This is a genomic window from Kitasatospora sp. NPDC058190, assembly GCF_042883685.1.
Lineage (GTDB): Bacteria > Actinomycetota > Actinomycetes > Streptomycetales > Streptomycetaceae > Kitasatospora.
In genome coordinates this window covers 1-13,330 of record NZ_JBHVVI010000002.1, presented here as the reverse complement: position 1 = coordinate 13,330, position 13,330 = coordinate 1, and the positions used below count along the sequence as shown (strand labels likewise).

The window sequence follows — 13,330 nt, the reverse complement described above, 5'->3', positions numbered from 1 at the left end:
TGGGTAAATACCTAGACAACACCCCCCATACGGCGCATCCTTTGCTGACTCTCCGTGCCTGCCGCCGCCAGGAGCAGCCGTGTCGCCGACCCCCTCCCCCGCCCGTCCGCCGTCCGCCCGGACACCCTTCGCTCACGCACTGTCCGGGTTGTTGGACGTGCTGCTCCCCGCCGACTGCGCGGGCTGCGGCACCGAGCGCACCCAGCTCTGCCCGGCCTGCCGGCACACGCTGGCCACCGCCCGCCCCGGCCCCACCCTGCTGCCCTGGGCGCACGCCGCCGCCCCGTACACCGACCCGGTCCGGCAGCTGCTGCTCGCGCACAAGGAGCGCGGCGCGCTGCGGCTGGCCGGGCCGCTCGGGGAGGCGCTCGGACGGGCGGTGCGCTCCGCGCTGGGGGCCAGGGCCGGAGCCGCGCCGTTGCTGCTGGTCCCGATGCCCTCGGCCCGCGCGGCCGTCCGCGCCCGCGGCCACGACCCGACGCTGCGGCTGGCCGGGGCCGCCGCCCGCTCGCTGCGCCGGGCCGGCCTGGACGCCCGGGCGGCACCGCTGCTGCGGCACGCCCGTCCGGTCGCCGACCAGACCGGGCTGAACGCGGCCGAGCGGCGGCGCAACCTGCACGGGGCGCTCACCGTCCTGCCGCGCGCCCGGCGCGGCCTGGCCGGCCGTCAGCCGGTGCTGGTGGACGACCTGGTGACGACCGGGGCGAGCCTGGCCGAGGCCGCCAGGGCGCTGGCCGACGCCGGACTGCCGGCCCGGGCGGCCGCCACGGTCGCGGCCACCGCGGTGCGGCCGGAGGGCTGATCCGCCGGGGCGTGCCTCAAGCCGGGGCGTACGCCTGGCCGCGCGTCAGCCCGCGTAGAAGAAGGAGCGGGCCTTGTCCAGCAACTGGGCTTCCCGCCACTGGTTGTTGACCAGCCGGTAGACCTTGCCCTCGGCCACCGCGAGCACCGGCGGCGCCGGAACCAGGCTGTCACCCCGGGACTCCGAGGCCGAGACGCTCAGCATGCCGAGGCCGCCCTGCAGCTGACTGTCCGTGCTCTGCGAGCCGTCGGTGCTGATGTAGTACAGCTGCTTGGGGCGGTCCGCCTCGTTGCCGAGCACCAGCAGCTGGTCGCTCTCCGCCCAGGACACCGAGGCCACGTCGGTGAGCGAGGGCGCGGCCCGGCGCAGCCCGGTGATCTTCGCGGTCGGCGCCGCCGTGGTGCCGCCGTGCACCACCAGGCCGAACATCAGCGAGCTGGTGGCCACGCCCGGGGACTTCACCACCAGGGCGACCCGGGTGCCGTCGGAGGAGATCCGCAGCGCCTGCACGGTCTGCCCGGTCAGCCCCTCGACCGGCACGGTGTACGACTTGTTGCCGCGCGCCATGACCACCCGGGGGCCCTGCGGGTTGCGGTCCACCACCCACAGGTCGCCGCGGCCGTCCCAGCTGGGCGAGGCGAAGCCCTCGTCCTTGCTGCCCGCCTTCACCGGCGAGGTGAGCAGCGGCTCGGGCATCGCCACGGTGCTGTCGGACAGCGCCACCGAGTAGAGCTGGTGGCCGTCCGCACTGATCGCGGCGGCCCAGGAGCCGTCCCGGCTGACCGCGACGGAGCCCGGCTGGGCGGCCGGGTTCGACTGCGGCTTGCCGAGCACGCCGTGCACCGGGTCCCCGGTGCGGCCGTCGTCGGTCGCCATCAGGACGCCGTTGTCGGAGCGCTGGTAGTACTGGACGGAGGTCTGGGCGGTCAGGGCGCCCGGGCCGGTGGCGGGCGCGTCGGCGCGGCTGGCCGTGCAGGAGCCGCGCTGGCCCTTCAGCTCCAGCCGCTCGACCTGGCCCTTGCCCTGGTCGGCGAGGGTGTAGAAGAGCTGGGTGGCCATCCGGCGGCAGGTCGTCGGCTCGCCGAGGTCCGCCCCGCCGAGCTGCACGTGGGCCGCCCGGCTGTCGTCGATGCTGACCTTGTCGACCGAGGCGCCGGCCGGGAAGGCCGTCCGGACCACCGGCGAGAGCCAGTTCGAGGGTCCGGCGACCAGCGCCTTGGCGGCCGCGGTCAGCGGGTCTATCCGGCGCCGCAGGTAGATCGGGTCGGCGACCAGCACCTCCTGGCCGCCGTTGCCGGAGGACGGGTCCGGAGCGGTGTAGAAGAAGCGCTCGACCTGCCGGAAGCTGTTCCGGAAGTTGGCCTCGTTCATGATCACGCCCGGCGGCAGGGTGTCGATCCGCCACTCGCCGTCCTTCTCCCGGACGAAGGTGAAGTCGGAGGAGGCGTTGTTGTTCTGCCCGGCGACCAGCAGGTACGAGTGCTTCTCGTCGACCTTGGCGACCATCTGCCCGGTCACCGTCTCGGAGACCGTGGTGTCGGCGTCGGAGACGGCCTGACCGGGCTCCTTGATGGTCGTACTGGCGAGCACCTGGATGCCCGCCTCCGGGTTCCAGCTCGCGGCGGCGCTCTCGGTGAGGTACTTGCGCGCGGTGTCGTACCCCTCGTCGGCCGTCACCGCGTCCAGGAACCCGGTCAGCAGCTCACGCGGCTTGGCGCCCTTGCCGGGCGCCACCGGGTAGACCCTGGCCTGCAGGTTCTTGTCGGCCGAGCCCTGGGACAGCTCCACCTTGGTGATGCCGCCGGAGTCCGGCATGGCCGCGCAGCCGCTCGCCACCAGGGCGCCGAGCACCGCGCCGGCCACCGCCGTGAGCCGCGGCTCAGTCCTGCTGCTCGTCCTTCGCACGCTGCGACCCCTCCAGGTCCGTCCCACCCGTCACGTCCGGCTCCGCCGTCCGCTGTGCCACCGACGGCCGTCCGGGCGTCGGGTCCACCATGACCTGGGCGCCGGTGGCGCCGTAGCCGGCCCCTGCGGTCCGTACGTCCGAGGGGTCCGCACGCGGTCCCTCGGGCAGTCGGTTCCGGCCCAGCCCGGGGCCGATGTTCAGCACCCCGCCCAGCCCGCTGCCCAACCCGCTGCCGGGCCCCTCCGGCGCCTCCGCCTGCTCCTCGGCGGCGGACAGCGCGGTCGAGCCGGCCGGGGCGATCGCCCGCCGGTACGGCGTGCCGTAGGCGCCCAGGCCCCGGTTGTTGCGGGAGTCCTCCGGCTCCAGCCGGAACGGTGCCCGGTTGATGTCGCCGCCGCGGGTGCGCGGCAGGGTGAGCCGGAAGTGCGAGCCGCCGCCGGGCTCGCCCCAGGCCTGGAGCCAGCCGCCGTGCAGGTGGGCGTCCTCGACCGCGATGGACAGGCCGAGGCCGGTGCCGCCGGTGGTGCGCACCCGGGACGGGTCCGCCCGCCAGAAGCGGTGGAACACCCGGGACGCCTCGCCCGGCTTGAGGCCGATGCCGTAGTCGCGCACGCCGACCGCGACCGCGCCGTCGGCCGAGCCCAGCCGGACCACGACGTCGCGGCCCTCGCCGTGCTCCAACGCGTTGACCACCAGGTTGCGCAGGATGCGCTCGATCCGGCGGGAGTCCACCTCGGCCAGCACCGGCTCGCCGTCGCCGCGGATCACGATCGTGCTGCCCTTGGCCTGGGCCAGCGGGTCGGCGGCCTCCACCACCCGGGCGACGATCTCGCGCAGGTCGACCGGCTCGGCGTCCAGGATCGCGGCGCCGGCGTCGAAGCGGCTGATCTCCAGCAGGTCGGCCAGCAGCGACTCGAAGCGGTCCAGCTGGCCCTGGAGCAGCTCCGCGGAGCGGGCCGCCATCGGGTCCAGGTCCTCGCGGCTGTCGTAGATCAGGTCGGCGGCCATCCGGACCGTGGTCAGCGGGGTGCGCAGTTCGTGCGAGACGTCCGAGACGAAGCGCCGCTGGACCCGGGACAGCTCCTCCAGCTGGCGGATCTGCGCCTGGAGGGCGTTGGCCATCCGGTTGAAGGACTCACCGAGGCGGGCGATGTCGTCCGTCCCGGTCACCTTCATCCGCTCCTCCAGGTGCCCGTCGGCGAGCCGCTCGGAGATGCCGGCGGCCATCCGCACCGGGGTGACCACCTGGCGCACCACGACCCAGGCGATGCCGCCCATCAGGATCACCACGAACACGCCGGCGGTCGCCAGGGTGCCGGTGATCAGGTTGAGGGTGTCGGTCTCCTGGCCGAAGGAGAACACGTAGAACAGCTGGTAGCTGGTCCCGGCCGGGCCGACGAACTGCATGCCGAGGGCCAGACCGGGCTCGCTCTTGCCGCCGCTCTCGGGCGAGCGGTGGATCCGGGTCGACTGGTCGAACATCTGGCCGGGCTCGTCGAAGAGCTTGGCCCGCAGGGTGTCCGGGACGCTGCTGGGCTGGATGTCGCCCGAGTAGCGCGGCGCGAAGCCGGCCGTGTCCGGGACAACGGCACCGGTGCCGGGGGCCATCGCGATCACCGAGTAGACCGTCTGTCCGCTCGCGGCCAGGTCGTTGACCTGCCGCAGCAGCCAGGTGCCGGTCTCCTCGGTGGTCGGGTCGGCGATGTTGCGCAGCTTGAGGTCGCGGGCCTCGTCGATCTTCTTCTGCTCGACCTGGAAGCCGATCCGGGCCTGCGCCCGGGCGGCGTCGATCTTGGTGTCGAGCAGGCCGGTGCGCACCTGTGCCACCACGACCACACCCAGCACCAGGACCACCGCGATGGAGGCCAGCAGGGAGACCGCGACCACGCGCAGCTGGATCGAGCGGCGGTACAGCGCGGACGCCCGGTGCGCGGGACGGCGGAACTGACGCTTCATCAGGCCGAAGACTCCGGAAGGGCCGCGACGGCGGCGGGTGGTCGAACTCAGCACGTCCCCGCGCACGGCCCCCGCCCCGCCGGTCGCGGTACCCGGCGGGGTGTCGTCAACCCGGTCCGTCACGTCAGCTGGGTCCGGCCTTGTAGCCGACGCCGCGGACGGTCACCACGATCTCGGGGCGCTCCGGGTCCTTCTCGATCTTGGAACGCAGTCGCTGGACGTGGACGTTGACCAGGCGGGTGTCCGCCGCGTGGCGGTAGCCCCAGACCTGCTCCAGCAGCACCTCGCGGGTGAACACCTGCCAGGGCTTGCGGGCCAGCGCGACCAGCAGGTCGAACTCCAGCGGGGTCAGCGGGATGCTGCGGCCATCCCGCTTCACCGAGTGGCCGGCCACGTCGATCACCAGGTCGCCGATGGTCAGCTGCTCGGGGGTCGGCTCCTCGGCGCGGCGCAGCCGGGCGCGCACCCGGGCCACCAGCTCCTTGGGCTTGAACGGCTTGGTGACGTAGTCGTCGGCGCCGGACTCCAGGCCCACCACGACGTCGACCGTGTCGGTCTTCGCGGTCAGCATGACGATCGGAACACCGGACTCCGCCCGGATCTGCCGGCACACGTCGATGCCGTCCCGACCGGGCAGCATCAGGTCCAGCAGCACCAGGTCCGGCTTGCTCTCCCGGAACGCGGCTAGCGCCTTGTCCCCGTCGGCGACGAAAAACGGCTCAAAACCCTCACCACGCAGCACAATGCCGAGCATCTCGGCCAGTGCGGAGTCGTCATCAACGACGAGGACGCGTCCCTTCATGCGTCCATCTTCTCATTACCGGATTGTGACCTGCCGCACAGCAGTGCCAATGCTCCACAACGGCCAACTCCCCCGCCGGTGCATTCCGGTCATACCAGGCGAATAGCCCTCGCCGGAGCGCCTCCGAACGGTCCGGAACCTGCCGTCCCACCTCCCGGAAAGCCCTGTTGCCGATCAGCAACCGGATACCCCTGGGGCCTGTTCGGGCCCCATGGCACGATGGGCACCGCGCGCGGGCGAAAGATCCGCCCGGAGCCGCGCCCGTGACGCCCTCCGAGGAGCAGTGATGACCGACACTCCGGGCTGGGCCCCGCCCAGCTCGTCCGAGCCATCCCGCGACGGCACCCGGCCCCCGGCCGACGCGCCCGCCGCCGTGCCCGGACCGTCGGCACCACCGCAGGCCGCCCCCGGCTGGAACACCCGGCCCGGACAGTCCGCTGGCGGGCAGACGCCCGGCGGCCCGAACCCGTACGGCTGGAACGCCCCGCGCAGCCCCCGGCCCGGGGTCATCCCGCTGCGCCCGCTCGCCGTCGGCGAACTGCTCGACGGAGCCGTCACCACCGTGCGCCGGCACTGGCGCACCGCCCTCACCCTCTCGCTCGGCATCGCCGTCGTCGACCAGGCCGGGGCGATCGCCTCCGAGCTGCTGGTCAACGGCAAGACCGGAGCGTCCACCCAGCTGCTCACCCTGCTGGCCCGGATGCCGGTGCTGCTACTGCTCAACGCGCTCGCCACCGCGCTGCTGACCGTGGTGGTCAGCCGGGCCGTCCTCGGCCGGCCGGTGACCGCCGGGGACGCCTGGCGCGACTCCCGCCCCCGGCTGCTGCAGCTGCTCGGGCTCACCGTGCTCACCACCCTGATGAGCGCCGGCGTGGTACTGCTCGGCTTCACCCCGCTGCTCGGCTACCGGGCCGGCGGCTCCGGCGCGCCCGGAACGGAGGCCCTGCTGGCGTTCGTCGGTCTGCTCACCGTCCCGGTCGCCGGCTGGCTGCTGATCCGCTACAGCCTGGCCGCCCCCGCGCTGATGCTGGAGAAGCAGGGCGTGGTGACGGCGCTGTCCCGCTCGCGGCGGCTGGTCCGCGGCTCCTGGTGGCGGGTCTTCGGCATCGTCCTGCTGAGCAAGGTGCTGTCCGTGGTCATCGGGATGGTCCTGCTCATCCCGGCCCGGTTCATCGGCCTGGTGCTCGGTTTCGGCAGCATCGACAGCCTCGGGGACCAGGGCAAGCAGTCCATCGGCATGCTGGTCGTGGTCGCCGTCGCCGGGATCATCGCCTCCGCGCTCACCACCCCGTTCATGGCCGCGGTCGGCGTGCTGGTCTACATCGACCAGCGGATCCGCCGCGAGGCCCTGGACATCGAGCTCGCCCGCGCCGCCGGCCTGCCCGACCAGGGCGGCACCGACTGGAACGGCCGGGCCGACCAGAGCCCGGCGAGGCGCTGAGCCGGATGCCTATCTGGGGGGACAGGCTCCTCGCCGCCGGCGGCGCCCCGGTCACCGTTCCGCGTGACCCGGCCCGCGACGCCGCCCGCGAGGAGCTGCTCAACGCCGAGTACCACAAGAACGACCCGTCCGTCCTGAAACGGGTCACCGACTGGTTCTGGGACCACATCAACCACGCGCTCGGCAGCATCTCCGGCGACGGCACCGACGGCACCACCGGACTGGTGCTCTTCCTGGTCGTCGCCGCACTGATCGCCGCCGCCGTCTGGTGGCGCCTCGGCGCGCCCAAGCGCGCCGCCCGCACCGTCCTGGGCGTGTACGGCACCGAGGGCCCGCGCAGCGCCGCGCAGTACCGGGCGGACGCCGCCGGGCACGCCGCCGCCGGGCGCTGGGCCGAGGCCGTCCGCGAGCAGATGCGCGCACTGGTCCGGGCCCTGGAGGAACGCACCCTGCTCGACACCCGCCCCGGGCGCACCGCCGACGAGGCCGCCGCCGAGGCCGGCCTGGCCCTGCCCCGACACGCCGCCGCGCTGACCGCGGCCGCCCGTACCTTCGACGACATCGCCTACGGCGACCGGACCGCCGACCAGGCCGCGTACCAGCTGCTGCTGGACCTCGACCGGACCCTGGAACGCACCCGCCCGGCCCTCGCCCAGGCCCCGGTCACGGCCTCCGCCCCGGGTCCGACCACGGGAGGAGCCGCATGACCAGCACCGCCCCCGCTCCCCCCGCCGCCGAGCGGCCCACCGCCGCCCCCGCACCGACCAGCCTCGCCCCCACCGGGCGCGGCCTGCTCCGCCGGGCCCGCTGGTACCTGGTCTTCCTCGTCGCCCTGCTGATCGGCGCCGTCTGCATCGCCACCCTCGGCCGGGGACACCGGTACCCACCGGCCGACCCGCGCTCCTACGACGCCGACGGCACCCACGCCGTGGTCGCGCTGCTCGAACACCAGGGCCTCAAGACCGACCTCACCACCGACCCCGCGGCCGCGACCGGCGGCGCCGACACCCTGGTGCTGCCCGAGCCCGACCTGCTCGACAAGGCCCAGCTGCGCGCCATCGCCGCCGCCGGGCACAAGCGGCTGATCCTGATCGCCCCCGGCCCGGCCGCCCTCACCGCGCTCGTCCCCGGCATCCGCCCCTCCGAGGAGGACGGCGGCGTCCCGTACGCCCCCGTCCGCAGCACCCGCATGAGCTGCTCGCTCCCCGAGGCCGTCCGGGCCGGCAGCGCCTCGATGGGCGGCATGCTCTACACCAGCGGCAGCCGCGGCGAGGGCTGCTACCCGCACGGCCACGGCTACCCGCTGGTGAGCACCCCGACCGAGGACGGCGACGTCATCGTGCTGGGCAGCGGCACCTTCCTGACCAACGGCGAACTCGCCAAGGACGGCAACGCCTCGCTGGCGCTCGGCCTGCTCGGCTCGCAGCCGCGCCTCACCTGGCACCTGCCCGACTACTCCGCGCCGCCGGCCGAGGGCACCGGCCGCAAGACCTTCGACGACTACATCCCCAAGGGCTGGCACTGGGCCTTCTACCAGCTCGCGATCGCCGCCGGCCTGGCCGCGCTCTGGCGCGGGCGCCGACTCGGCCCGGTGGTCAGCGAGAACCTGCCCGTGGTGGTCCGCGCCGCCGAGACCACCGAAGGCCGCGCCCGCCTCTACCGGCGGGCCAAGGCCCGCGGCCGGGCCGCCGAGGCCCTGCGCCGCGCCGCCGCCCACCGCCTCGCCCCCGCCCTGGGCGTCCCGCTGCAGGCCGGCGCGCCCGAGCCCGAAGCCCTCTGCGCGGCCGTGGCCGGCCGCCTCCCCACACACCCCGCCGGGGACGTCCGGGCCCTGTTGTACGGCCCGCCCCCGACCGACGACGCCGCACTGCTGCGGCTCGCCGACGACCTCGACGCCCTCGAAAGGCAGGTACGGAACCCGTGACCGAACAGGCAACCGCCCAGCTCCGCATCACCCCCGGCACGGCACCCGCCACCCCCGCCACGGCGCCCGCTACCCCCGCCACCGACCCGCGCGCGGCCCTGACCGCCCTGCGCGCCGAGATCGGCAAGGCCGTGGTCGGCCAGGACGCCGCCGTCACCGGCCTCGTGGTGGCGCTGCTCTGCGGCGGCCACGTGCTGCTGGAGGGCGTCCCCGGCGTCGCCAAGACCCTGCTGATCCGCACCCTGTCCACCGCGCTCAGCCTGGAGACCAAGCGGATCCAGTTCACCCCCGACCTGATGCCCGGCGACGTCACCGGCTCGCTGGTCTACGACGCCCGCACCGCCGAGTTCTCCTTCCAGCCCGGCCCGGTCTTCACCAACCTGCTGCTCGCCGACGAGATCAACCGCACCCCGCCGAAGACCCAGGCCGCCCTGCTGGAGGCCATGGAGGAGCGGCAGGTCACCGTGGACGGCGAACCGCGCGCGCTGCCCGTCCCGTTCCTGGTCGCCGCGACCCAGAACCCGGTCGAGTACGAGGGCACCTACCCGCTGCCCGAGGCCCAGCTGGACCGCTTCCTGCTCAAGCTGATCCTGCCGCTGCCCGACCGCGACCAGGAGTTCCAGGTCCTTTCCCGGCACGCCGCCGGCTTCGACCCGCGCGACCTCGCCGCCGCCGGCGTCCGCCCGGTCGCCGGGCCCGAGCACCTGGCCGCCGCCCGCGCGCAGATCGCCGAGCTGACCGTCTCCCCCGAGGTCCTCGCCTACATCGTCGACCTCTGCCGCGCCACCCGGCAGTCCCCGTCCCTGTCCATCGGCGTCTCCCCGCGCGGCGCCACCGCCCTGCTCGCGGCCTCGCGCGCCTGGGCCTGGCTGGCCGGGCGCGACTACGTCACCCCGGACGACGTCAAGGCGCTCGCCCTGCCCACCCTGCGGCACCGCGTCGCGCTGCGCGCCGAGGCCGAGATGGAGGGCGTCACCGCCGACTCCGTCATCCAGGCCGTCCTGGCGCAGACGCCCGCCCCCCGCTGACCCACCGCCCTCAGATCCACCGCCCGTCGGCGTCCCGGAGCTTCCGGCCCACGGGCACCCGGAATTGACGGGCTCCCGAATCCACGGGCTTCCGAAGGAGCGCATCCGCATGGCCCTCACCGGGCGAACCGCCCTGCTCGCCGCGCTCGGCGCGCTCGTCGTGGGCCTGTTGCTGCCCTCCTGGGCCGGGATCGGACTCGTCACCGGCGCGGTCCTGCTCGCTGTCCTGGTCGACCTCGTGCTCGCCGCCCCCGTCCGCAGCCTGCGGATCGACCGGGGCGGCGACACCACCGTCCGACTCGGCGAGAGCGCCTCGGTCGAACTGACCGTCACCAACCCCGCCGGGCGACCGCTCCGGGCCCTGGTCCGCGACGCCTGGGCCCCCTCCGCCTGGCGCCCCGGCACCGCCGAGACCGCCTCCCGACACACCCTCGCCGTCCCCGCCGGCGAACGCCGCCGGGCGATCTCCGTGCTCACCCCGAGCCGCCGCGGCGACCATCACGCCCACCGGGTGACAGTCCGTTCGCACGGCCCGCTCGGCCTGGCCGCCCGTCAGGGCTCGCACGACGTCCCCTGGACGGTCCGCGCTCTCCCCCCGTTCGCCAGCCGCAAGCACCTGCCCTCCCGACTCGCCCGACTGCGCGAACTCGACGGCCGGACCTCGGTGTTGACCCGCGGCCAGGGCACCGAGTTCGACTCGCTGCGGGAGTACCTGCCCGGCGACGACGTCCGCTCCATCGACTGGCGCGCCAGCGCCCGCCGCCACACCGTCGCCGTCCGCACCTGGCGGCCCGAACGCGACCGGCACATCCTCGTCGTCCTCGACACCGGCCGCACCTCGGCCGGCCGGGTCGGCGACGCGCCCCGCCTGGACGCCGCCCTCGACGCCGCCCTGCTGCTCACCGCCCTCGCCACCCGCGCCGGCGACCGGGTCGACCTGCTCGCCCACGACGCCCGCAAGCGCGCGGCCGTGGTCGGCAGCTCGGCGAACGAGATCCTGCCCGCCTTCACCAACGCGATGGCCGTCCTGGAGCCCGCGCTGCACGAGACCGACATGCGCTCGCTGGTCTCCACGGCCCTCAAGATGGCGCCGCACCGCTCGCTGATCGTCCTGCTCACCGGCCTGGACGCGGCGCCCGTCGAGGACGGCCTGCGCCCGCTGCTGCCGCTGCTCACCAAGCGCCACGAGGTCGTCCTCGCCTCGGTCGCCGACCCGCAGCTGGACGTCCTCGCCGCCGGGCGCGGCACCCTGGAGGCCGTCTACGGCGCCGCCGCCGCCGAGCAGACCCGCGCCGACCGCCGCGCCACCGCCGACCGGCTCACTCGCCACGGCGTCACCGTCCTCGACGCCCCGCCGAGCCGGATCGCCCCGGCGCTGGCGGACACCTACCTGGCGCTGAAGGCCGCCGGCCGGCTGTGAGTTGACCCGCTGAGTCAGCCGAGTCGGCCGTTCAGCTGTTGCGGCCGGCGTTCAGCCGAGCGGCCTGGCGTGTCAGGTGGTCGCGCTCGGCGAGGTTGGACGCCTTGTCCGCCGCCTCGGCGTACAGCCGGGCCGCCGTCACCAGATCGCCGTCGCGCTCGTGGAGGTACGCCGACACCGCGGTGTAGCGGGGCAGCGAGTCGTCCAATTCTCCGAGCGCCGCCAGCCCGGCGCGCGCCCCGTCGGCCTCGCCGACCGCGACCGCGCGGTTGAGCCGCGCGACCGGGCTGTCGGTCAGCCGCATGAGCTCGTCGTACCACTCCACGATCTGCACCCAGTCGGTCTCCTCGGCGGTGGGCGCGTCGGCGTGCAGCGCCGCGACGGCGGCCTGGGCCTGGAACTCGCCCAGCCGGTCGCGGGCCAGGGCCGCCTGCAGGATCCCGACCCCCTCGGCGATCAACCCGGTGTCCCACCGGCTGCGGTCCTGCTCGGCGAGCGGTACCAGGCTTCCGTCCGGCGCGATCCGCCCGGCCCGCCGGGCATGGTGAAGCAGCATCAGCGCGAGCAGGCCCGCCACCTCGGGGTGGTCGATCGCCGCCGCGAGCTGCCGGGTGAGCCGGATGGCCTCGGCGGCGAGGTCGACGTCGCCGGAGTAGCCCTCGTTGAAGACCAGGTAGAGGACCCGAAGCACGGTGGCGACGTCGCCCGGCTGCTCGAAACGCACGCCGGAGACCGTGCGCTTGGCGCGGCTGATCCGCTGCGCCATGGTCGCTTCGGGCACCAGGTAGGCCTGGGCGATCTGGCGGGTGGTCAGCCCGCCGATCGCCCGCAGCGTGAGCGCGACCGCGGACGACGGCGTCAACGACGGGTGGGCGCACAGGAAGTAGAGCTGGAGCGTGTCGTCCACCTCGGCCGCGGGCCCGGGCTCCGGCTCCTGGTCGACGAGGTCCTCACGCCGACGGCGGGCGGAGTCCGCCCGGGTCGCGTCCAGGAACTTGCGCCAGGCAACGGTGACCAGCCAGCCCTTGGGGTCCCTCGGCGGATCGGCCTCCCAGACGCGAACCGCCTCGATCAACGCCTCCTGCACGGCGTCCTCGGCCGCCGCGAAGTCGGCTCCGCGGCGGACGAGGACGCCGAGCACGCTCGGGGTGAGGCTCCGGATCAGAACCTCGTTCAACGGAGAGGTCATTCCGTGATGGTCGGCGGCATCGCCAGGAACGGACGAAGCTCCAGCCACTCGTGGATCGGCTTGCCCCCTGCCCCGGGGGCGGCCGACAGTTCGCCGGCCAGCTCGACGGCGCGCTCGTAGCTGTCGACGTCGATCACCATCCAGCCGGCAATGAGGTCCTTGGTCTCGGCGAACGGGCCGTCGGTGACCGGCGGACGCCCCTCGCCGTCGTACCGGACCCACGTTCCCTCGGGCGCGACCGCCTGGCCGTCGACGAACTCGCCGGTCTTCTCCAGCCGGGCCGCGAAGTCCTGCATGTACGTGATGTGCGCCGTGACCTCCTCCGGCGTCCACTGGTCCATCGGTACGCAGTTGACCGCCGTCGGAGCGCCCCGGTAGTGCTTGAGCAGCAGGTACTTGGCCATCGTGCTTCTCCCTCGGTGCTGATGCGACCCATTGTGGCCGCGTTCACCCCGGGGACGGAGCAGGCCACGGGTTCTCGACATCACCGGCCAAGATTCTTTCGCGGTCGACGCCCCGGAAACGCGAAGAACCCCCATCCGGAATCCGGATGGGGGTTCTTCTGAATGATTGTTCGGCGGCGTCCTACTCTCCCACAGGGTCCCCCCTGCAGTACCATCGGCGCTGTGAGGCTTAGCTTCCGGGTTCGGAATGTAACCGGGCGTTTCCCTCACGCTATGACCACCGAAACACTATGAAACTGTCAACCGCACCAACCACGCATGGTTGGGGTCGTTGTTTCAGAACAACACAGTGGACGCGAGCAACTGAGGACAAGCCCTCGGCCTATTAGTACCGGTCAACTCCACCCCTCACAGGGCTTCCATATCCGGCCTATCAACCCAGTCGTCTACTGGGAGCC

At 74.0% G+C, this 13,330-nt stretch carries 11 protein-coding genes and 2 rRNA genes; 6 read left to right on the top strand and 7 right to left on the bottom strand.

The features are described 5' to 3' along the window. Positions 1–79: 79 nt before the first annotated feature. A complete protein-coding gene (locus ACFVWU_RS01050) occupies positions 80–802 on the top strand; it encodes a ComF family protein (RefSeq protein ID WP_387613719.1) in 723 nt (240 codons plus the stop codon). 45 nt (positions 803–847) lie between these two features. On the opposite strand, the gene ACFVWU_RS01045 is transcribed toward ACFVWU_RS01050, so the two are convergent. The 3 genes from ACFVWU_RS01045 to mtrA form a co-directional block, all read right to left on the bottom strand. Next, on the bottom strand, positions 848–2,707 hold the full coding sequence (locus ACFVWU_RS01045; protein ID WP_387613716.1) for an LpqB family beta-propeller domain-containing protein: 1,860 nt from the start codon (positions 2,705–2,707) through the stop codon (positions 848–850). Further along, positions 2,682–4,664 (bottom strand): MtrAB system histidine kinase MtrB, encoded by a 1,983-nt coding sequence (gene mtrB, locus ACFVWU_RS01040; RefSeq protein WP_387614094.1) that lies wholly within the window; start codon positions 4,662–4,664, stop codon positions 2,682–2,684. Before mtrB ends, ACFVWU_RS01045 begins: the two co-directional genes overlap by 26 nt. Before the next feature lie 124 nt (positions 4,665–4,788). Further along, positions 4,789–5,466 (bottom strand): MtrAB system response regulator MtrA, encoded by a 678-nt coding sequence (gene mtrA, locus ACFVWU_RS01035; protein ID WP_030283937.1) that lies wholly within the window; start codon positions 5,464–5,466, stop codon positions 4,789–4,791. 286 nt (positions 5,467–5,752) lie between these two features. Between mtrA and ACFVWU_RS01030 the strand changes: the two genes are divergently transcribed. From ACFVWU_RS01030 to ACFVWU_RS01010, 5 genes are all read left to right on the top strand, one after another. After that, the gene (locus ACFVWU_RS01030; RefSeq protein ID WP_387613713.1) at positions 5,753–6,907 is read left to right on the top strand and encodes a hypothetical protein; all 1,155 of its coding nucleotides are present in this window, start codon (positions 5,753–5,755) and stop codon (positions 6,905–6,907) included. 5 nt (positions 6,908–6,912) lie between these two features. Next, complete coding sequence (locus ACFVWU_RS01025; RefSeq protein WP_387613710.1) at positions 6,913–7,614, top strand: DUF4129 domain-containing protein; 702 nt, start codon at positions 6,913–6,915, stop codon at positions 7,612–7,614. Then, complete coding sequence (locus ACFVWU_RS01020) at positions 7,611–8,831, top strand: DUF4350 domain-containing protein (protein ID WP_387613708.1); 1,221 nt, start codon at positions 7,611–7,613, stop codon at positions 8,829–8,831. The genes ACFVWU_RS01025 and ACFVWU_RS01020 overlap by 4 nt, the downstream gene beginning before the upstream one ends. Before the next feature lie 26 nt (positions 8,832–8,857). Further along, entirely contained in the window at positions 8,858–9,859 is a 1,002-nt protein-coding gene (locus ACFVWU_RS01015; protein ID WP_387614091.1) for an AAA family ATPase, read from the top strand. Between the two features lie 109 nt (positions 9,860–9,968). Further along, entirely contained in the window at positions 9,969–11,279 is a 1,311-nt protein-coding gene (locus ACFVWU_RS01010) for a DUF58 domain-containing protein (protein ID WP_387613706.1), read from the top strand. 31 nt (positions 11,280–11,310) lie between these two features. Here ACFVWU_RS01010 and ACFVWU_RS01005 read toward each other — a convergent pair whose 3' ends face one another. The 4 genes from ACFVWU_RS01005 to ACFVWU_RS00990 form a co-directional block, all read right to left on the bottom strand. After that, positions 11,311–12,456, bottom strand: a complete 1,146-nt coding sequence (locus tag ACFVWU_RS01005; protein WP_387614088.1) for an RNA polymerase sigma factor — start codon at positions 12,454–12,456, stop codon at positions 11,311–11,313. 8 nt (positions 12,457–12,464) lie between these two features. Then, entirely contained in the window at positions 12,465–12,872 is a 408-nt protein-coding gene (locus ACFVWU_RS01000) for a YciI family protein (RefSeq protein WP_387613704.1), read from the bottom strand. Between the two features lie 168 nt (positions 12,873–13,040). Then, positions 13,041–13,157: ribosomal RNA gene (rrf, locus tag ACFVWU_RS00995) — 5S ribosomal RNA — on the bottom strand. 80 nt (positions 13,158–13,237) lie between these two features. Then, positions 13,238–13,330, bottom strand: a 23S ribosomal RNA gene (locus tag ACFVWU_RS00990); the annotation flags it as partial.

What these genes read in the sequence shown, in the direction of transcription:
- ACFVWU_RS01030 (WP_387613713.1), top strand. Translation starts at nt 5,753, where the DNA reads ATGACCGACACTCCGGGCTGGGCCCCGCCCAGCTCGTCCGAGCCATCC.
- ACFVWU_RS01020 (WP_387613708.1), top strand. Translation starts at nt 7,611, where the DNA reads ATGACCAGCACCGCCCCCGCTCCCCCCGCCGCCGAGCGGCCCACCGCC.
- ACFVWU_RS01000 (WP_387613704.1), bottom strand. Translation starts at nt 12,872, where the DNA reads ATGGCCAAGTACCTGCTGCTCAAGCACTACCGGGGCGCTCCGACGGCG.
- mtrB (WP_387614094.1), bottom strand. Translation starts at nt 4,664, where the DNA reads ATGAAGCGTCAGTTCCGCCGTCCCGCGCACCGGGCGTCCGCGCTGTAC.
- ACFVWU_RS01025 (WP_387613710.1), top strand. Translation starts at nt 6,913, where the DNA reads ATGCCTATCTGGGGGGACAGGCTCCTCGCCGCCGGCGGCGCCCCGGTC.
- mtrA (WP_030283937.1), bottom strand. Translation starts at nt 5,466, where the DNA reads ATGAAGGGACGCGTCCTCGTCGTTGATGACGACTCCGCACTGGCCGAG.
- ACFVWU_RS01010 (WP_387613706.1), top strand. Translation starts at nt 9,969, where the DNA reads ATGGCCCTCACCGGGCGAACCGCCCTGCTCGCCGCGCTCGGCGCGCTC.